Annotated in this window: 21 protein-coding genes; 14 read left to right on the forward strand and 7 right to left on the reverse strand. The window is 70.6% G+C overall.

Annotation, left to right across the window (positions count from 1 at the left end; all coding sequences use genetic code 11):
- The first annotated feature begins 2 nt into the window (after positions 1-2).
- The 4 genes from ACOKM3_RS36820 to ACOKM3_RS36835 all read left to right on the forward strand — a co-directional run bounded on the left by ACOKM3_RS36820 (position 3) and on the right by ACOKM3_RS36835 (position 3232).
- Positions 3-455 carry a sugar phosphate isomerase/epimerase family protein gene (locus ACOKM3_RS36820; protein ID WP_426905597.1) on the forward strand — a complete coding sequence of 151 codons (453 nt, stop codon included), beginning with the start codon at positions 3-5 and terminating at the stop codon, positions 453-455.
- Positions 358-951: a sugar phosphate isomerase/epimerase family protein gene (locus ACOKM3_RS36825; RefSeq protein ID WP_426905598.1), complete on the forward strand. Its 594-nt coding sequence runs from the start codon at positions 358-360 to the stop codon at positions 949-951. Before ACOKM3_RS36820 ends, ACOKM3_RS36825 begins: the two co-directional genes overlap by 98 nt.
- 19 nt (positions 952-970) lie before the next feature.
- A complete protein-coding gene (locus ACOKM3_RS36830; RefSeq protein WP_426905599.1) occupies positions 971-1807 on the forward strand; it encodes a sugar phosphate isomerase/epimerase family protein in 837 nt (278 codons plus the stop codon).
- A 111-nt stretch (positions 1808-1918) separates the two neighbouring features.
- Positions 1919-3232 carry an MFS transporter gene (locus ACOKM3_RS36835; protein WP_426905600.1) on the forward strand — a complete coding sequence of 438 codons (1314 nt, stop codon included), beginning with the start codon at positions 1919-1921 and terminating at the stop codon, positions 3230-3232.
- Here the strand turns inward: ACOKM3_RS36835 and ACOKM3_RS36840 are convergent.
- Positions 3216-4337 (reverse strand): quaternary amine ABC transporter ATP-binding protein, encoded by a 1122-nt coding sequence (locus tag ACOKM3_RS36840; protein ID WP_426905601.1) that lies wholly within the window; start codon positions 4335-4337, stop codon positions 3216-3218. The two genes, ACOKM3_RS36835 and ACOKM3_RS36840, sit on opposite strands and share 17 nt — an antisense overlap.
- Before the next feature lie 119 nt (positions 4338-4456).
- Entirely contained in the window at positions 4457-5350 is an 894-nt protein-coding gene (locus ACOKM3_RS36845) for a LysR family transcriptional regulator (protein ID WP_426905602.1), read from the reverse strand.
- A gap of 94 nt (positions 5351-5444) precedes the next feature.
- Between ACOKM3_RS36845 and ACOKM3_RS36850 the strand changes: the two genes are divergently transcribed.
- A complete protein-coding gene (locus tag ACOKM3_RS36850) occupies positions 5445-5786 on the forward strand; it encodes a DoxX family protein (RefSeq protein ID WP_426905603.1) in 342 nt (113 codons plus the stop codon).
- Between the two features lie 34 nt (positions 5787-5820).
- On the opposite strand, the gene iolC is transcribed toward ACOKM3_RS36850, so the two are convergent.
- Positions 5821-6774, reverse strand: coding sequence for a 5-dehydro-2-deoxygluconokinase (iolC, locus tag ACOKM3_RS36855; protein ID WP_426905605.1), 954 nt, complete (start codon positions 6772-6774; stop codon positions 5821-5823).
- 215 nt (positions 6775-6989) lie between these two features.
- Between iolC and ACOKM3_RS36860 the strand changes: the two genes are divergently transcribed.
- On the forward strand, positions 6990-7595 hold the full coding sequence (locus ACOKM3_RS36860) for a CatB-related O-acetyltransferase (RefSeq protein ID WP_426906988.1): 606 nt from the start codon (positions 6990-6992) through the stop codon (positions 7593-7595).
- 15 nt (positions 7596-7610) lie between these two features.
- On the opposite strand, the gene ACOKM3_RS36865 is transcribed toward ACOKM3_RS36860, so the two are convergent.
- From ACOKM3_RS36865 to ACOKM3_RS36875, 3 genes are all read right to left on the reverse strand, one after another.
- Positions 7611-7985, reverse strand: coding sequence for a VOC family protein (locus tag ACOKM3_RS36865; protein ID WP_426905606.1), 375 nt, complete (start codon positions 7983-7985; stop codon positions 7611-7613).
- Between the two features lie 99 nt (positions 7986-8084).
- Positions 8085-9554 (reverse strand): purine-cytosine permease family protein, encoded by a 1470-nt coding sequence (locus ACOKM3_RS36870; protein ID WP_426905607.1) that lies wholly within the window; start codon positions 9552-9554, stop codon positions 8085-8087.
- 40 nt (positions 9555-9594) lie between these two features.
- Positions 9595-10524, reverse strand: a complete 930-nt coding sequence (locus ACOKM3_RS36875; RefSeq protein WP_426905608.1) for a flavin reductase — start codon at positions 10522-10524, stop codon at positions 9595-9597.
- 206 nt (positions 10525-10730) lie between these two features.
- On the opposite strand from ACOKM3_RS36875, the gene ACOKM3_RS36880 reads away from it, so the two are divergent.
- The 8 genes from ACOKM3_RS36880 (at position 10731) to ACOKM3_RS36915 (ending at position 17199) form a co-directional block, all read left to right on the forward strand.
- Complete coding sequence (locus tag ACOKM3_RS36880) at positions 10731-11372, forward strand: amino acid synthesis family protein (protein ID WP_426905609.1); 642 nt, start codon at positions 10731-10733, stop codon at positions 11370-11372.
- Entirely contained in the window at positions 11369-11920 is a 552-nt protein-coding gene (locus ACOKM3_RS36885; RefSeq protein WP_426905610.1) for an amino acid synthesis family protein, read from the forward strand. The genes ACOKM3_RS36880 and ACOKM3_RS36885 overlap by 4 nt, the downstream gene beginning before the upstream one ends.
- A gap of 8 nt (positions 11921-11928) precedes the next feature.
- Positions 11929-12696, forward strand: a complete 768-nt coding sequence (locus ACOKM3_RS36890) for an alpha/beta fold hydrolase (protein ID WP_426905611.1) — start codon at positions 11929-11931, stop codon at positions 12694-12696.
- On the forward strand, positions 12689-14185 hold the full coding sequence (locus ACOKM3_RS36895; protein ID WP_426905612.1) for an aldehyde dehydrogenase: 1497 nt from the start codon (positions 12689-12691) through the stop codon (positions 14183-14185). The genes ACOKM3_RS36890 and ACOKM3_RS36895 overlap by 8 nt, the downstream gene beginning before the upstream one ends.
- 8 nt (positions 14186-14193) lie before the next feature.
- Positions 14194-14436 carry a tautomerase family protein gene (locus tag ACOKM3_RS36900; RefSeq protein ID WP_426905613.1) on the forward strand — a complete coding sequence of 81 codons (243 nt, stop codon included), beginning with the start codon at positions 14194-14196 and terminating at the stop codon, positions 14434-14436.
- Complete coding sequence (locus ACOKM3_RS36905; protein ID WP_426905614.1) at positions 14433-15476, forward strand: LLM class flavin-dependent oxidoreductase; 1044 nt, start codon at positions 14433-14435, stop codon at positions 15474-15476. The genes ACOKM3_RS36900 and ACOKM3_RS36905 overlap by 4 nt, the downstream gene beginning before the upstream one ends.
- 99 nt (positions 15477-15575) lie before the next feature.
- Positions 15576-16271, forward strand: a complete 696-nt coding sequence (locus ACOKM3_RS36910; protein WP_426905615.1) for a GntR family transcriptional regulator — start codon at positions 15576-15578, stop codon at positions 16269-16271.
- 61 nt (positions 16272-16332) lie between these two features.
- Positions 16333-17199 (forward strand): GNAT family N-acetyltransferase, encoded by an 867-nt coding sequence (locus ACOKM3_RS36915; protein WP_426905616.1) that lies wholly within the window; start codon positions 16333-16335, stop codon positions 17197-17199.
- Positions 17200-17221: 22 nt separating this feature from the next.
- Here the strand turns inward: ACOKM3_RS36915 and ACOKM3_RS36920 are convergent, their stop codons facing one another.
- The gene (locus ACOKM3_RS36920; protein WP_426905617.1) at positions 17222-17725 is read right to left on the reverse strand and encodes a DinB family protein; all 504 of its coding nucleotides are present in this window, start codon (positions 17723-17725) and stop codon (positions 17222-17224) included.

The raw sequence follows: 17725 nt of genomic DNA on the forward strand, positions 1-17725 counted from the left end.
CCATGAGTGAACCCACCACGAGCCAGATCAAACTCGGCATGCTCACCGCCTGCCTGCCCTCCTGGGACCTCGAAAGGATCGCCGACTACGCCGCGGGCCGCGGCTACCAGGCCCTCGAAGTCGCCGTCTGGCCCGGCACGGGAGGCCGCGACTTCGAAGCCGCCCACCTGCCCGTGGCCACCTTCACGGGCGAGGACGAGGAGCGCACCCGCGCCCTCCTCGACCGGCACGGCCTGGAGATCTCCGCGCTCGCCTACTACGAGAACCACCTCCACCCCGACCCGGCGCAGCGCGCCGCGTACGGCACCCATCCTCAAGCACGCCATCGACACCGCCCAGCGCCTGAACGTCCCCTACGTGGGCACCTTCATCGGCCGCGACTGGACGAAGCCGGTCGCCGAGAACCTCGCCGAGGCGGAGCGGATCTTCCCCGAACTCGTCGACTACGCGGGTGAACGCGGCGTCAAGCTCATCATCGAGAACTGCGTGATGGAGGGCTGGCACCCGGACGGCTACCCCGGCAACCTCGCCTACTCCCCGGAGCTGTGGGAGTGGATGTTCGACCTGGGCCTGTACCTCAACTGGGACCCGTCCCACCTGACTTGGATCGGCATCGACCCGGTCGAGACGATCGCGCCGTACGCGGACCGGATCGTGCACGCCCAGGCCAAGGACGTCGAGCTGCGGCCGCACGACCGGCAGCGCTACGGCCACTTCGGCCCCGCCCGCGACCGTACGAAGAACCCCTGGGACATGGGCTGGTGGCGCTACCGCGTCCCCGGGCGCGGCCAGGTCGACTGGGGGACGGTCCTCGACCGCCTCTACGAGCACGGCTTCACCGGCACCCTCTCCGTCGAGCACGAGGACCCCGTCTGGGGCGGCACCCCGGAAAAGGTCGTCCAGGGGCTCGACATCGCCCACAGCACGCTCCGCCCGCTCATCGTCGACTGACCCGGAGGACCGACCCACCATGACCACCACGCACGCCACCCTCGCCGTCCAGCTGTTCAGCCTCCGCGAGGACCTGGACAAGGACCGCGCGGGCACCCTCGCCCGCGTCGCCGAACTCGGCTACCGCTACGTCGAGCCCTTCGGCTTCGGCGACTGGCGCACCCCCGCCGACGAGCGCCTGGCCAAGGCCCGCGCACTCCGCGCCGACCTGGACGCGGCGGGCCTCTCCGTCTGCTCCCTGCACGCCTCGATCGCCGCCGGCGAGCTGGCCACCCTCGCAGAGGAGTGCCGCATCCTCGGCACCGACACCGTCTTCATCCCGATCCCCGGGCTCGTCGAGGGCTTCGACGGCGGGGACCACTTCGGCCGCGACGTGTTCGGCGACCTGGACACGCTGACCCGGTTCGCCGCCCGCGTCGACGAGGCCGCCACCGAACTGGCCGGGCACGGCATCCGCCTCGGCTACCACAACCACGAGCTGGAGTGGACGACGCTGCCCGACGGCCGCCACGGGTACGACGTGTTCTGGGAGTTGACCGGCGCGCAGGTCATCGCCGAACTCGACGTCTACTGGGCGACCGTCGCGAGCCAGGACCCGGCGGCCGTGCTGCGCGCGCTCGACGGCCGGGTGGTCGCCGCACACCTCAAGGACGGCAAGGCGGTACGCCAGGAACCGCAGACCCCGATCGGCACGGGAGACGTCGACGTCCCCGCCGCGATCGAGGCCGGAGGCCCCACCCTCGCCTGGCACATCGCCGAGATCGACACGACGGAGCTGGACCGCTTCGACCTCCTGAAGCACAACCGGGACGCGCTGCTGAAGCTGGGCACATCAAGCTCCCACTCGGCAATTTAAGCCTCGCCGGCGTTTGAGGCGCGGGGTCCGGGGCGGAACTCCGCGTCCGCAACCCCGCCGCGCCGCAACGAGCGCCCCCCACATCCACCCTGGCTCGCAAGGAGGCGAACCATGGGATCCACCCCGAACAACGCCGACGTCGACACCGACACCGAGACCCCAAGATCCGGCTCCGTCGCCAACCCCACCATCCCCCCACCCACCCGCAAGGCCCCGCCCCGGCTCGTCGTCTTCCTCGCGATCGCCCAGGCCGGCCTGTACCTCGCCCTCCTCACACCCGTCTACGTCAGCCTCACCCTGAAGCTGCAGACCCTCACCGCCGACGGCGACGCCATCACCGCCCTGGCCACCGTCTCCTCACTCGGAGCTGTCGGCGCCTTCCTCGCCAACCCGATCTTCGGCCGGATCAGCGACATGACCACGGGCCGCTTCGGACGCCGCCGCCCCTGGCTGGTGTCCGGAGCGGCCGGGCTCACCGCCTGCCTGCTGGTGATCGCCCTCGCCCCGAACGTGGCCACCGTCGCCGTGGCCTGGCTGTTCGCCCAGATCTGCGCGAACGCCGCACTCGCCGCCTATCTGGCCTCCGTCGCCGACCAGGTGCCGACCCGGCAGCGCGGCAAGGTGTCAGGGCTCATCGGCCTGATGCAGAACGCGGGCGTGCTGGGCGCCGCGTACGCGGGTCAACTCCTCGGCCACGACATGCTGTTGCTGTTCATGGTGCCGGGCCTCGTGGGTCTCGCCGCGATGGTGCTGTACGCAGTGATGCTCCCGGACGTCCCGCTGCGCGAGCGCCCGCGGACCGACGGCGGCTGGCGCACCGCGGTCAAGACGTTCTGGGTGAATCCGCGCCAGCACCCCGACTTCGGCTGGGCGTTCGCCTCTCGGTTCATGGTGATCCTGGCGGCGTACATGTTCACCACGTTCCGGCTCATGTACCTGGAGCACCAGCTCGATCTGTCGGCGAGCGAGGCCACCGGCGCGATGGCCACCGGCATCCTCGTCTACACGGTCGCCCTGATGGTGGCCTCGCAGACGGCCGGATGGCTGTCGGACAAGACGGGCCGCCGCAAGGTGTTCGTGGGGGCGGCCACCCTGCTCTTCGGCATCGGCACGTACATGCTGGTGCACGTGGAGTCCATAGGGGCCTTCTACTGGGCGGAGTTGGTGCTCGGGCTCGGCTACGGCATGTACATCGGCGTCGACATCGCGCTGGTGATGGACGTCCTGCCCGATCCCGACAACGCGGCGAAGGACCTCGGTGTCTTCAACGTCGCCAACGCGGGCCCCCAGGCGCTCGCCCCGGGCCTCGCCGGCTTCCTCGTCACCACGGTCGGCGGCGACAGCTACGCGACGATGCTCCAGGTAGCGGCGGCGATCTGCGTGGTGGGCGCCCTGGTGGTGATCCCCATCAAGAAGGTCCGCTGACGGGGCGGCCGAGGGCCGCGTCCCGGGTGTCGTCCTGCGCCCCGGTCGCGGCCTCGCCGAGCACGGCCAGCAGCCGCTCCTGGCTGACCACACCCGTCAGCATCTCGTCCTCGACGACGGCGACGGGCGCGGCGGTCCGCTGCGCGCACGGCGCGAACAGTTCGGCGAGCGGAGTGTCGGGGCCGACGCGGACGGGTGCCTTCGTGAGCAGCTCGGTGTCGGTGAGGTCCGTCCGGCCCGAGCCCGCGCGCAGTGCGTCGGGGGACTCCATGACGGCCCCTGCGGTCAGCACCCGTGAACGGTCCACGTCCTGGATGAAGTTGGCGACGTAGTCGTCCGCCGGGCGGACCAGGATGTCCTCCGGTGTGCCGTTCTGTACGATGCGGCCGTCGCGCATGACGGCTATGCGGTCGCCGAGGCGCATGGCCTCGTTCAGGTCGTGCGTGATGAAGACGATGGTCTTCTTGAGCTTCTTCTGGAGCACGAGCAGCTGGTCCTGCATGTCCCGCCGGATCAGCGGGTCGAGGGCGCTGAACGACTCGTCCATCAGCAGCAGTTCGGCGTCCGTGGCGAGCGCGCGGGCCAGGCCCACGCGCTGCTGCATGCCGCCGGAGAGCTCGTCGGGGAAGGAGCTCTCCCAGCCCTCGAGCCCGGTCAGCCCCAGGGCCTCCGTGGCCCGCCGCTCACGCTCCGCGCGCGGCACACCCTGCACCGCGAGGCCGTAGGCCGCGTTCTCGAGCACACTGCGGTGCGGGAACAGCGCGAAGTGCTGGAAGACCATGCTGATCTTGTGGGAGCGGACCGCCCGCAGCTCCTTGGCGGGCAGGGCGGTCAGGTCCTGGCCGTCGAACCTCACGTGACCGGAGGTCGGCTCCGACAGGCCGTTGAGCATGCGAAGAAGTGTCGACTTGCCCGATCCCGACAGGCCCATGACGACGAAGAGCTTGCCGGACTCCACCGAGAAGGAGGCGTCGATCACGCCCGCGGTGGTCCCTTCGGACCGCAGCTCCTCCCGGTCGGCCCCGGAGCGGAGCCGCTCGACCGCCTCTTCCTGTCGCCTGCCGAACACCTTGTACAGGTGCTCGGCCTCAAGCCTGACCGACACATGAACCTCGATCTCTTCGACCCGTGAGAAGTTCCGGAATCAAGCAATGCTCGTCGGCGGTAGTGCCTGCCCGGGGTGGGACGGGTCAAACGCCTCGGGATCCGCTCGGCCCCGTGTCGTCATCCGGCACTGCGCACCCCGAACGCGCGGGCCGCCTCCGCGAAGGCCCGGATCTGCGCGGTCTCGCTCGTCGTGCGCCACACCAGCGCCCACTCGGTCGGCGGCGCGTCCCGAATCGGCAGGAACTCCACGCCGGGGTGGCGGTAGTAGCGCAGGACGTGCGCGTTGAGCGGCGTGATCACGGCGCGGGCGGCGACCTGGGTGAGGACCTCGTGGAAGGTGCGTACGGGGAAACCGCGCGGGATCACGCGCCCACTGGGTGTACGGGTGGGCAGCATGGCCTCGCCCCACTCCTGCGGTACTTCGGGGCCGAGGTCGATGACGGTGCGGCCCGCCAAGTCCTCCAGGGAGACGCCGGCGTGCCCGGACAGTTCGTGCCCCGCCCACACCGCGAGCACCCGCCCCTCCGTCAGCACCACGGGGCCCACGGTCGCATCGGGCTCGTCGACCGGCAGCCACAGCACCAGCACGTCCACCTCGCCGCGGCGCAGCGGGCCGTACGGATTGCTGAAGTGGACCTCCTGAAGCCGCACCTCGCACTCGGGATACAGCTTGCCGAAGTGCCCGATGTGCGCCCGCAGTTCATGGCCCAGCGCACCCATCACACCGAGCGTGAGCGTGCCGGACACACCGCGGGCGGCGGCGTGGGCCTCCGCGACGGCGGCGTTGATGGCATCCTGCCCCTGCCGCAGGCCCTCGGCCAGGCGCCGGCCGATCGGCGTGAGCCGCACCGACCGGCTGGTCCGCTCGAACAGGGCCGCGCCGATGCGCCGCTCCTGCGTCTTGACCACCTGGCTCACCCTGGCCGCCGAGATGTGCAGCCGCTCGGCGGTCCGGCCGAAGTGCAGCTCGTCCGCGAGCGTCAGGATGATCTCGATGTCGCGCAGCTCCACCCCTGAGCCCCCTCCCCATCGTTAACCCGGGGATTATCGCTCGTTACCGCGACGGCCGTTGATACCGCCCACGGCGACGAGGACCCTTGGCCGTATGTCCATCACCGTCGTCATCGTCACCGTTCTGACGGCCCTCTGGGTCGCTTTCTCCGGCATCTCGCTGCTGCGCCGCGCCGAGTTCGTCGTGGACCCCCTCGTCTCGTACGGGGTCCCCGAGACCTGGTGGCCCCGGCTCGCCGTGGCCAAACTCGTGGGCGCCGTGGGCCTGTTGGCCGGCCTCGCCGTGCCGGCCGTCGGCATCGCGGCCGCGATCGGCCTGATCCTGTACTTCGTCGGCGCGGTCGTCACCGTGCTGCGGGCGCGCTCCTACAAGACGGTCGCGTTCCCGGTGCTGTATCTCGCCCCGGTCGTCGCGACGTTGGCCGTCGGGCTGTAGGACGGCAGGCATTCAGTGGCGCACCGTCTGCTCCTCAGGCTCCACCGTTCACCTCACGGAGCTTCTCCTCGACCTCTGGCGCCGTGGGCATGGCGTCCGAGCAGGCGAGACGGCCCGCCACCAGCGCGCCCGCCGCGTTGGCGAACGACACAGCCCGTGCCACGTCCCAGCCAGAAAGCAGCCCGTGGCACAGCGCGCCGCCGAACGCGTCGCCCGCGCCGAGCCCGTTGACCACGTCCACCGGTACCGGTGGCAGCTCGGCCACCGCGCCGGTGCGGTCCATGGCGAGCACACCCTTGGGGCCCTGCTTCACGACGGCCAGCTCGACGCCCGCCGCCAGCAGGGCCGTTGCCGCCGCGTGCGGCTCCCGCTCACCGGTCGCGATCTCGCACTCGTCGAGATTGCCGACGGCCACCGTGGTGTGGGCGAGTGCCTCGCGGTAGTACACCCGAGCCTGGGCGGTGTCCTGCCAGAACACGGGCCGCCAGTCCAGGTCGAAGACCGTCGTCCCCTGCTTCGCCCGGTGCTGGAGCGCCGCCAGCGTCGCCGAACGGGAGGGCTCCTCGCAGAGGCCGGTCCCCGTCATCCAGAAGATCCGGGCCGCCGCCACCGCGTCCAGATCGAGGTCGTCGGGGCGGATGTCCAGGTCCGGGGCCTTCGGCAACCGGTAGAAGTACAGCGGGAAATCGTCCGGCGGGAAGATCTCGCAGAACGTCACCGGCGTCGGCGCGACATCCGACGTTCCGACGAAGGAGGCATCAACGCCGTAGCCCGCCAAGGCGGTTCGCACGAAATCACCGAAGGGGTCCGCGCCCGTCTTCGTGATCACCGACGCCCGCCGTCCGTAGCGGGCCGCGGCGACCGCGACGTTCGTCGGGCTGCCGCCGAGGTACTTCCCGAACGTCGACACCTCCGCGAGCCCCACGCCCGTCTGGAGCGGATACACGTCCACTCCCACGCGGCCCATGGTCAACACATCGAACGGCATGAACGGCATCTCGGCTGGCGTCCCTTCGCTCCGGGCTTCTGGTGCGCTCTGGCCCGAGTACGATCGTTCTTGTTCAAATGTCATGTCAATGGGTGGTCGGCCGCTCGCGGCGGCCCCATGTGCTCCCCATGTGCTCCCCATGTGCTCCGCATGTGCTTGAGAAAGGCCGACTGGTGACACCGAACGTTCCCGCCGACCCGACCGTGCTGCACCCGATGCCCGAGCAGTCGCGGGTCGTCCTCCTCAAGCCCTTGGTGACGTCGCCGCTCATCGAGGTCGGCGAGTTCTCGTACTACGACGACCCGGACGACGCGACCGCCTTTGAAACCCGCAACGTGCTGTACCACTACGGCCCTGAGAAGCTGGTCATCGGGAAGTTCTGCGCGCTGGGGGAGGGCGTGCGGTTCATCATGAACGGCGCCAACCACCGCATGGACGGCGCCTCCACGTTCCCGTTCCCGATCATGGGCGGCTCCTGGGCCGAGCACTTCGACCTCATCACCGGGCTGCCGGGGCGGGGCGACACCGTGGTCGGCAACGACGTGTGGTTCGGCTACCGCGCGATGGTGATGCCCGGCGTCCGCATCGGGCACGGGGCGGTGATCGCCTCGGGGTCCGTGGTCGTCGACGACGTCCCCGACTACGGCATCGTCGGCGGCAATCCGGGCCGTGTCATCCGCCGCAGGTACAGCGACGCCGACGTCGAGCGGCTCCTTCAAGTGGCGTGGTGGGACTGGCCGTTGGAGCACATCACGGCGCACGTGCGGGACATCATGTCGGGGAGCATCGACGACCTGGAGCGGGCCGCGCCGACGGAGTGAGGCGGCCCGCCGCGCTCAGTGCAGGCAGAGGCAGAAGGGGTGTCCTGCCGGGTCCGCGTAGACCCGCCAGTTGGTGTCCGGGCGGATCTGGTCCGTCCGCTCCAGGAGCGTCGCGCCGAGAGCGAGCACCCGCTTCTCGTCCGCTTCGAGGTCGTCCACGTCGAAGTCCAGGTGGACCTGTTGCGGCCGCTCCTGGCCCGGCCACTGCGGCGCCCGGTACCCGTCCACGCGCTGGCAGGCCAGGGGCGTCCCCTCGAACCCCACCACGTCGACCCAGTCGGGATCGTCGGGGTCCAGGACCACGCGGCCGCCGAGCAGCTCCGCGTAGAACTCGGCGAGCTGTACGGGGTCGGCACAGTCCAGCGCGACAGCCTGCAGTTTTCGAATCACTTGGGGCACTCCTCGCTCTTCCGCCGCTTCTGCGACATCCTGCACGGGAAGTGTCGTACCCGCCACCGCGGCGGACACACCCGCCGCGGTGGCACTCCGTCAGCCGCGGCCGATCAAGTCCGGTGCGGGCTCCGGCAGTTGCCCGGCGGCGGTGCCGGTGCCGGTGGCCGTGTCGACGTCGGAGTTCTCGCCGCCCGCCCGTCGCCACAGCGGCTTCAGCCGGTACGTGAACAGGTACACGACGACCGCGACACCGGCCGCGACGAGCATGCTGAGGTCGCCGGCGCCCGGGTGGGCCGAGGCGAAGGCGCCGGTGTAGATGTCGGACACCCAGAAGGGTACGGACGCCACCACGCCGGCCGCCCAGGCCACCAGGCCCCAGTCGACGACCCGGGAGCGGTCGTAGAGCTCGGCGATCCTGCGGGGGTCGCCGCGTCCGCCCAGGTAGAAGTCGATCAGGAGCACGGCGGCGAACGGGGCGATGAAGTACGCGGTCAGGTTGAGGAAGACCTTGAACTTGTCCTCCGTGCCGGAGGCACCCCACAGGCTGATGCCATAGGCGAGGACGCAGATTCCGGCCACCGCCTGGGTGCGGGTGACGGGGACCTTGAGGGTCTGGACGGAGATCGCGCCGCCGTAGACGTTGAGGAAGTTCTGGGCCAGCGCGGACAGGCCCACGGCGACGAGCGCGGGGACGGCGAACGGGCCCATCAGCTCGTGCAGGGCGGTGATGGTGTCCGAGCTGGAGGCGGAGGCGCCGACCACGACGCCGAGGATGCCGAGCCAGGCGATGGTGAGGAAGTTGCCGAAGGCGGTGTACCAGGTGGTCTGCCGGACGACCTTCGCGGTGTCGGGCAGATAGCGCGAGTAGTCGGAGGCGAAGGGCATCCACGCCACGAGGAACGCCAGGAACCAGCCGCCGAGGGTGATCGAGCCGCCGGCCGTGCCGACATAGCCGTCCGCGTGCGGGTTGGCCTCGAAGAGGCTGCCGCCGCGGGCCACCGCCACGACCGTGATCAGCACGAACAGCGGGGTGAGGACGTACGTCAGCGCCCGCTGCAGGAAATTGATCATGTTGTAGCCGAAGATGGCGACCACGAGCTCGACCACCGTGAGCAGGAGGGCGCACAGCCAGTACGGCAGGTGGCTCAGCTCCGCGAAGGCCTTGCCACCGAGGATGACCGTGACGGCCGCCCAGCCCACACCGGAGAACACGTTGATATAGGCGACGGGCAGGAAGTTGCCGAAGAAGCCCAGCGGCCCCCTCGCCTGGATCTGCTGCGGCACACCGAGGCGGACGCCCATGCGCGACATGACGGCCATCAGGGCGGCGCCGACACCGGCGCCGACGACGATCGCGGCGACGGCGGTGGTGAAGCTGAGCCCGAACCACGCGGCGCTGAAGCCGAGCAGGATGACCGGGAAGTTCAGCCCCGCGGCGAACCACACGAAGAACTGTGAACTCGGTTTACCGTGTCGCTCGCTGTCGGGGATGTGGTCGACACCGAACGGCTCGACCTTGGTGACGGCGCTGCCGTAGACGGGTGGACCCTGTGCGTCATGGGTCATGGGTGCTCCAAAGAACGTGGGTGCGGGAAGCGGACGCGAGTCACCACGGGAGGGGCGCCGTCTGCGAGATGTCGAAGAAGCCGCCACCGCTGTAGACGAGCGGGGCGAGCTCAGAATGAGACGCCGACACTACACGTCCGGTGAAGACGGTGTGACTCCCGGCCTCCAGGCGCTCACCGATCTCCACCTCCAGCTGGGCCGCGGAGCCTGCGAGCAGCGGGGCGCCGTGCTCGCCGGGCGCCCAGTCGAGGGCGGCGAACTTGTCGGTGCCCTTGCTCGCGAACACCTTCGCCACGTCGAGCTGGTCGGCCGCGAGGATGTTGATGCCGATGTGGGTGGCACGGTGCAGCGCGGGGTGTGTCGACGAGCTGCGCTGGACACACACCAGGACCATCGGCGGGTCGAGCGAGATGCTGGCGAACGCGTTCACCGCGAGACCCCTGGGGGTCCCGTCGTCGTCGGTGGTCACCACCGTGACGCCGGTGATGAACTTGCGGTGCACCCCCTTGACCAGGTCGGCGTCGACGGCGGCCTCGTGCGCCGTCGTGATGATGCCGAGCGCCTCGAGGAGCTGCCGGGAGTCGAAGGTCACGGACTCCTCGGTGACGGTGTCACCGTCGAAGCGGGCGAACGTGGCACCGGACACCTCGACCGGCCGGCCGGTGGGCGGCACACCCATGAACGTGTCGGTGTGCCGGCCCGTGCTGCGCCAGCGGACTGCCAGCCGGTCCCCGTCCACGACCAGATCCTCGATCTCGGTCCGCAGATCGGGGAACGCCGCGCGCACCGCGCTGATGCTCTCCTTGAACCCGGCGCGGTCCTGAGCGGTGCCGGCCGGACCGCGGCGGCGCACGTAGCCGGGGCTCAACACGGCGTCCAGGGCGTCGACTTCACCCCGGTTCCAGGCCGCGTCCCAGGCGGCGCGGAGGCGGGCGGGGCGGTCGGTGGCATGTTCCAGAGTGACTGACATGGCGGCTCCATCGATCGGATCGGCCTGCTCTTGCATGGCAGATCTGTTGTATGGCAGAGGACCGTAGGAATCGGGCATCCGTCATGTCAATGGTTCGGACGGAATTCGCTGCTTCCTGTGCTGTATTACCGGGAACTCCTAGGTCAGGGCCGCCTGTTTGCTGCCAACCCTTGACGGCTCCCCGGACCACTCTTAGCCTCGCTGCCATGGCACAGCAACCATCAGCAGGCCAACAGCTGTGGGCCACGCCCACACGAGGCAGACTGCGCAAGGTCGTCACCGTGGTGGAGGAGGTCCTCCTGGAACTCGGCCGGCCCGTCGCGACCCCCGTACGCCGCGTCGCCGCGGCCGCCGTGATCGAGAACCCCTGGGCCGGGCGCGGATTCGTCGCCGATCTGGGGCCCGAGGTGGAGGACATCGCGCCCGGCATCGGCCGCCTCCTCACCGACCGGCTGATCGAGACGCTGGGCGGCGTGGAGCACGTCGAGGCGTTCGGCAAGGCGGCCGTCGTCGGGCTCGACGGGGAGATCGAGCACGGCGGGGCCTTGATCCACACCCCGTACTTCGGCAATGTGCTGCGTGAGCTGACCGAGGGCACCTCGATCATCGTGTTCAGCGACGACCGGCTCGCGGCGGGCGAGCCGCTGACCGTCCCGGTGTGGCACAAGACCGCCGCCGCCACCCGCTCCCACTACCAGACCGTCCAGATCCGGGTGCCGGACGCGCCGCGCCCCGACGAGATCGTCGTCGTGGCCGCCGCCGCCTCGGGGCCGCGCCCCAATGCCCGTATCGGAGACCGCCGCCAGGACCCCGTGGTCCGCCTCGCCGACTTGGAGACCGCCCGATGAACCTCCGCAAGTTCGTGACGTACGTCGAAGACATCCACGCCGAGGGCGGCCGCCCCGTCGACTCGGTGGCGCGCACCGCGGTGGTGCTCGCCGTGATCGAGAACCCGTGGGCGGGCCGGGGCTTCGTCGACGACCTGCTGCCCGGTATCGACGAAGTGGCGCCCCAGCTCGGCGAGTTGCTCGCGCCGCGCGTCGTGGAGGCGCTCGGCGCGCCCGTCGAGGCGTACGGGAAGGCCGCCATCGTCGGCCTCGACGGCGAGGTCGAGCACGGCAGCGCGCTGATCCACACGCTGAAGTTCGGCGACCACTTCCGCAAGGCGGCGAACGCCACCACGCTGCTCCCGGCCGTGGAGAAGCGTGCGGTCGCCGGAGGTGTCTTCGACATCCCGCTGAAGCACATCACCGATGCCACCATCCGCTCCCACCACCAGAGCATCGAGGTGCGGGTCCCGGACGGACCGCGTGCCGACGAGATCGTCATCGGCCTCGCCGCCGCGGCCCAGGGCCGTCCGCAGGCCCGCCTCGCCCCGCTCGCCACCGAGCAGTAGGCACCGCCATGGACAAGCCGCCCCTCGTACTCCTGCACGGTGTCGGCCTCGACCGCACCATGTGGGAGCCCGTCACCGCCCTGCTGGCCGACCGTTTCACCGTCATCGCGCTCGATCTGCCCGGACACGGCGCCCGCCCGCCCGTGCGCGGCGACGTGACCCTGGCGGAGCTCGCCGACGGGATCGCCGGGCACATTCCGACCGGCTCGCACCTCGTCGGGTTCTCGCTCGGCGCGCTGGTCGCCCAGCAGCTCGCGCTGCACTGGCCGGAGTTGACGCGCACGCTCACCTCGGTGAGCTCGGTCTGCCGCCGCACCCCCGACGAGCGGGCGGCGGTCCGGACCCGGCTTCGCCATGCCGAGAGCGACTTCGCGGCGAGCACCGCGGCGTCCATCGAGCGCTGGTACGCGGGCACCACCGTGCCGTCCGGCATGGTGCGCCGCACCGAGGCGACATTGCGCGCGAACGATGTCGACTCCTTCCTCGGCTGCTACCGGGTGTTCGCGGGCGCCGACGCCGAGCTCGGCCCGCGGCTCGGTGACATCACCGTGCCGTCCCTGGCCGTGACCGGGGAGAACGATCCCGGCTCCACGCCGGAGATGACACACCGCCTCGCCGCGGCGCTGCCCGACTGCCGGGCCGTGATCGTGCCCGGGGCGCGACACATGCTGCCCGTCGAGCGCCCTCAGGCGTTCACCGAGGCCCTCACCACGTTCATCGCACAGAGCGCACAGCTCACCGACGAGAGCGCACCTGGAGACACCGCACATGTCTGAGCCCACGACGCTCACGACCTGGAAGCACTTCATCGGCGGCAGGTGGGTCGAGCCCGCCGCCGGGGAATACTTCGACAGCACCGACCCGGCCACCGGCCGCACCCTCTACCGCGCCGCCCGCGGCACCGCCGCCGACATCGACAAGGCCGTCGCCGCCGCGCGCGCCGCCTTCGAGGACCCGGGCTGGCGCGACCTCAACCAGACCAAGCGGGGCCACCTCCTGCGCCGCCTCGGTGAGCTGATCGCCGAGAACGCCGAGGAGCTCGCCCTCATGGAGTCGCGGGACAACGGCAAGCTGCTGCGCGAGATGCGCGGCCAACTCGCCTCGCTGCCCGAGTACTTCCACTACTACGCGGGCCTCGCCGACAAGATCCACGGCGAGACGATCCCCACCTCCGACCGCGCCGTCCTCAACTACACGGCCCGCGAACCCCTCGGCGTCGTGGGCGCGATCACCCCGTGGAACTCGCCGCTGACCCTGACCACCAGCAAGCTGGCCCCCGCCCTGTGCGCGGGCAACACGGTGGTCGTCAAGCCCTCCGAGTACACGTCGGCCAGTGGCCTGCGCCTCGCGGAGCTGGCTCTGGAGGCCGGCTTCCCGCCCGGCGTCGTCAACGTCGTCACCGGGTACGGCGCCGAGGCCGGTGGGCCCCTCGTCGACCACGAGGACCTCGCCAAGATCTCCTTCACCGGTTCCACGGCGACCGGATCGAAGATCGCCGCGTCGGCCGCGGGCCGCTTCATCGGCTCCACCCTCGAACTGGGCGGCAAGTCGCCGCAGATCGTCTTCGAGGACGCCGACGTGGCGAACGCCGCGATGGGTGTCATCGCCGGTGTCTTCGCCGCGGCCGGGCAGACCTGCATCGCCGGCAGCCGCGTCTTCGCCCACCGCTCCGTCTACGACGAGCTGCTGGAGCGGGTCTGCGAGCGCGCCAAGTCCATCCGCATCGGCGACCCCCTCGACGACGCCACCGAACTCGGGCCGCTCGCCTTCGAGGCGCAGCGCGACAAGGTCGCCGCGTACGTCGACCTCGGGCGCGAGGAGGGCGCCCGCGTGCTGACCGGCGGCGCGCCCACCGACGGCGGCACGGGCGGCTGCTTCTACGAGCCGACCGTCCTGGTCGACGTGGACAACAGCATGCGCGTGGTCCGCGAGGAGATCTTCGGCCCGGTCGTGGCGATCATGCCCTTCGACACCGAGGACGAGGTCGTGGCCCTCGCCAACGACACGGAGTACGGCCTCGCGGCCGGCATCTGGACCACCAACCTGTCCCGCGCCCACCGGGTGGCGGGCCGCCTCGACGCGGGCACGGTCTGGGTCAACACCTACCGGGCCATGTCCCCGATGTCCCCGCGCCAGGGCTTCAAGGCCAGCGGTGTCGGCGTCGAGCACGGCACCGAGACCATCAAGGAGTACACCCGGCTCAAGAGCGTATGGATCAACACGAGCGAGGAGCCCGTGGCCGACCCGTTCACGATGCGGAGCTGACGCCCGCCATGCCACAGATCACCGTCACGCTCGCCGAGGGCCGCACCCCCGAGCAGATCAGGACCTTGCAGCACGAGGTGCATGAGGCCGTCCTGCGCTCGATCGACACACGCCCCGAGTACATCCGGGTCGTCGTCCACGAGGTACCCGCGACGCACTGGTCCACCGGAGACACCACGCTCGCGGAGATGCGAGCCACCGCCATGGCCATGGAAGAAGCCACCCCTACCTCAGCAAAGGAGCTGTCATGAGGTTTTCGCTGTTCGTGCACATGGAGCGCTGGGACGAGAGCACCACCCACCGCGAACTCTTCGAGAACCTCACCGAGCTGACGCAGATGGCCGAGGCCGGCGGATTCAGTACGGTGTGGGTCGGTGAGCACCACGCCATGGAGTACACGATCTCGCCCAGCCCGATGCCGATCCTGGCGTACCTGGCGGCGAAGACCGACACCATCAGGCTCGGCGCGGGCACCATCATCGCCCCGTTCTGGCACCCGGTCAGGGCCGCGGGGGAGGCCGCGCTCCTCGACGTGATCAGCAACGGCCGGGCCGAGGTCGGCATCGCCCGCGGCGCGTACCAGATCGAGTTCGACCGCCTCGCCGACGGGCTCAAGGCCTCCGACGGCGGCAAGCACCTGCGCGAACTCGTCCCCGCCGTACGGGCGTTGTGGCAGGGCGACTACGCGCACGACGGCGGGATCTGGCAGTTCCCGACGTCGACCAGCGTGCCCAAGCCGGTGCAGCAGCCCACCCCGCCGATGTGGGTCGCCGCCCGCGACCCCGCCTCGCACGACTTCGCCGTCTCTCAGGGCTGCAACGTCATGGTCACGCCGCTGATGAAGGGCGACGAGGAGGTCGCCGCCCTCAAGGAGAAGTTCGACACCGCGGTCGCCAACCACCCCGAGGTGGAGCGCCCCGACATCATGGTGCTGCGCCACACCCATGTGCACGCCCCGGAGGACCCGGAGGGCTGGCGCCCGGCCGCCGAGGGAATCAACAAGTTCTACCGCACCTTCGACGCCTGGTTCGGCAACAAGAAGGCCCCGGTCAACGGCTTCCTGGAGCCCAGCCCCGAGGAGAAGTTCGCCGAGCGCCCCGAGTTCGCGCCCGAGGCCCTGCGCAGGACCGCCATGATCGGCACGCCCGCCGAGGTCATCGAGCGGCTGCGCGGCTACGAGGAGCTGGGCGTCGACGAGTACAGCTTCTGGATCGACAACACCCTCTCGCACGAGGAGAAGCGCGAGTCGCTGAAGCTGTTCATCAAGGAGGTCGTCCCGGCCTTCCAGTAGGCCACCCGCCCACACGGCATTGCCCGCCCTCTTGCATGGCAATTCCGGGATTCCCCGTCAATTGACGCCACGCGTCCCCGAAGACTAGGTTCTCGTGCCATGCAAGAGCCCAAGCACCTCGCACGCAGGCCGCTCCAGCAGACCAGCATGCAGGCGAAGGTCGCCGAAGAGCTGCGCCGGATGATCATCAGCGGAGAGCTGCCGCCACGCTCCAGCCTCTCCGAGATGACGCTGTCGCAGACCTTCGGCGTCAGCCGCACCCCGATCCGCGAAGCCCTCAAGCAGCTCCAGATCGAGGGCCTGGTGGAGGTGCGCCCGCGGGTCGGCACGTTCGTCGCGGTGCCCTCGCGCCGCGAGATCACGGAGCTCTTCCAGATGAAGGAGCTCCTCGAGGGCGCGGCGGCCCGCCTCCTCGCCTTCCGCGGCAACGTCCCCGAGGTGGAACGCCTCGCCGCCAACATGAGCGCCGCCGACGAGGCGGTGCGCGCCGGCGACTCGGAGCAGTACGAGAAGCTGGTGCACGACTTCCACGAGCTGATCATGGTCGGGGCCGACAACTCCAAGCTGGAGGCCCACTACCGCACCCTGATGAACCAGCTCGCCTACGCCCGCCTCGTCCGCACGTCCCTGTCCCAGCCCGGCCGCCTCACCGAGTCCGACCACGAGCACCACCGCGTCCTCGACCTCATCCGCGCCAAGGACGGCGACGGCGCGGAGCGCGTGATGCGCGAACACGTGCGGCGCAGCCATCAGGCGCTCATGGCGGGGATGGACGACGAGCGGTTCAAGGACTGAGCCTCAAGGACTGACGGAATTCAGATGCGCACACCGCGCCCCGTGGTGTGTCATCACCTGCATGGCCATCGAGTTGGTGACACCGGAAGTCGACGAGCTGGGTGACGTCGTCGGCGTACTGCGCACATGGCAGCACGACGCGGCACCGATGCAGCTGCACCCCGGCGACCTGGGCTGGTACTGGCGGACCGGCGCGGAGCGCACCGCGGCGGACGTGCGGACGTGGCGTCGCGGCGGTCGGGTCCTCGCCGTCGGACTGCTGGACGGCCCCACCCTACTGCGGCTGACGCTGGCGCCCGAAGCCCATCAAGACCCGGAACTGGCGCGGCAGTTGCTCGCCGACGTGGGCGATTGGGAGCGTGGGGTCCTGCCGGAGGGGTCGGTCGATATCGAGGCTCCCCGGGGCGTCCTGCTGCACGACTTCCTGGCCGGGGCCGGCTGGCGTACCGGCGAGGCGTGGACGCCGTTGCGGCGCGATCTCAGCGAACCGGTCCGGCCCCCGGCCGTGCGGATCGAGGTCGCGGGGGCGGAGCGGGCGGAGGCGTACGCCGCGGTGCACCGGGCGGCGTTCGACGGGTCGAGGTTCAGCGGGGCGCAGTGGCACGCGATGGCGGCCGGGGCGCCGTACGCGCAGGCGCGGTGTCTGCTCGCGTACGACGACGAGGGTGCGGCGGTGGCGGCGGTGACCGTGTGGTCGGCGGGGCCGGGTCGGCCCGGGCTGCTCGAACCCATGGGGGTGCACCGGGACCACCGCGGCCGTGGTCACGGGGCGGCGATCTCCGTCGCCGCGGCGGCCGCGCTCCGCGAACTCGGCGCGTCGAGCGCCCTCGTGGGCACGCCGAGCGCCAACACCGCGGCCGTGGCCACCTACAAGGCGGCCGGCTTCCAGCCACTACCGGAGGTCAGGGACCGCTGCCGGGAGGTGTAGTGACTCGTGGTCGGCGGCCGGCCTAGTCGCCCACCGCGCCGTCCGCCATCTCCCGCAGGATGTCGATGTGCCCGTTGTGGCGCGAGGTCTCCTCGATCAGGTGCATCAGGATCCAGCCGAGGGAGACATGCGTGCCGTCCCTGATCGGACGCTTTGCCGTCGCCAACAGGTCCGTGTCCGCGGCCAGTTGACGGTAGCGGGCGCTCTGCTCCTCGTACTCGGCGACGAGTTGGGGGACGGGGGTCTCGGCTCCGAGCCGCATCTCGCGGTCCGGGTCCTCGTCCGTCCACGGGCCCGCGTCCTCCTCGCCGAGGAAGATCACCTGGAACCAGTGGTACTCGACCCACCGGAGGTGGTTGATCAGGCCGCCCAGGGTCATGAGCGGCGAGCCGGGCAGCGGCGCCGCGCCCCCGTGCTCGGGTGCGAGGTCGGCGCACTTGGCGACGGCCGTGGCGCGGGCGTAGTCGAGGAAGGTCGTGAGCATCGTGCGCTCGTCCCAGGACGGCGGCATATCGGTGCGTGTCAT

It is taken from the genome of Streptomyces nidicola, from assembly GCF_050106155.1.
In the GTDB taxonomy this organism is placed as follows: Bacteria; Actinomycetota; Actinomycetes; order Streptomycetales; family Streptomycetaceae; genus Streptomyces.

Bases quoted from the DNA above. Each gene is read 5' to 3' on its own strand.
- ACOKM3_RS36820 (WP_426905597.1), top strand. From the start codon at position 3: ATGAGTGAACCCACCACGAGCCAGATCAAACTCGGCATGCTCACCGCC.
- ACOKM3_RS36830 (WP_426905599.1), top strand. From the start codon at position 971: ATGACCACCACGCACGCCACCCTCGCCGTCCAGCTGTTCAGCCTCCGC.
- ACOKM3_RS36835 (WP_426905600.1), top strand. From the start codon at position 1,919: ATGGGATCCACCCCGAACAACGCCGACGTCGACACCGACACCGAGACC.
- ACOKM3_RS36850 (WP_426905603.1), top strand. From the start codon at position 5,445: ATGTCCATCACCGTCGTCATCGTCACCGTTCTGACGGCCCTCTGGGTC.
- iolC (WP_426905605.1), bottom strand. From the start codon at position 6,774: ATGCCGTTCGATGTGTTGACCATGGGCCGCGTGGGAGTGGACGTGTAT.
- ACOKM3_RS36860 (WP_426906988.1), top strand. From the start codon at position 6,990: ATGCCCGAGCAGTCGCGGGTCGTCCTCCTCAAGCCCTTGGTGACGTCG.
- ACOKM3_RS36870 (WP_426905607.1), bottom strand. From the start codon at position 9,554: ATGACCCATGACGCACAGGGTCCACCCGTCTACGGCAGCGCCGTCACC.
- ACOKM3_RS36875 (WP_426905608.1), bottom strand. From the start codon at position 10,524: ATGTCAGTCACTCTGGAACATGCCACCGACCGCCCCGCCCGCCTCCGC.
- ACOKM3_RS36880 (WP_426905609.1), top strand. From the start codon at position 10,731: ATGGCACAGCAACCATCAGCAGGCCAACAGCTGTGGGCCACGCCCACA.
- ACOKM3_RS36885 (WP_426905610.1), top strand. From the start codon at position 11,369: ATGAACCTCCGCAAGTTCGTGACGTACGTCGAAGACATCCACGCCGAG.
- ACOKM3_RS36890 (WP_426905611.1), top strand. From the start codon at position 11,929: ATGGACAAGCCGCCCCTCGTACTCCTGCACGGTGTCGGCCTCGACCGC.
- ACOKM3_RS36895 (WP_426905612.1), top strand. From the start codon at position 12,689: ATGTCTGAGCCCACGACGCTCACGACCTGGAAGCACTTCATCGGCGGC.
- ACOKM3_RS36900 (WP_426905613.1), top strand. From the start codon at position 14,194: ATGCCACAGATCACCGTCACGCTCGCCGAGGGCCGCACCCCCGAGCAG.
- ACOKM3_RS36905 (WP_426905614.1), top strand. From the start codon at position 14,433: ATGAGGTTTTCGCTGTTCGTGCACATGGAGCGCTGGGACGAGAGCACC.
- ACOKM3_RS36910 (WP_426905615.1), top strand. From the start codon at position 15,576: ATGCAAGAGCCCAAGCACCTCGCACGCAGGCCGCTCCAGCAGACCAGC.
- ACOKM3_RS36915 (WP_426905616.1), top strand. From the start codon at position 16,333: ATGGCCATCGAGTTGGTGACACCGGAAGTCGACGAGCTGGGTGACGTC.
- ACOKM3_RS36920 (WP_426905617.1), bottom strand. From the start codon at position 17,725: ATGACACGCACCGATATGCCGCCGTCCTGGGACGAGCGCACGATGCTC.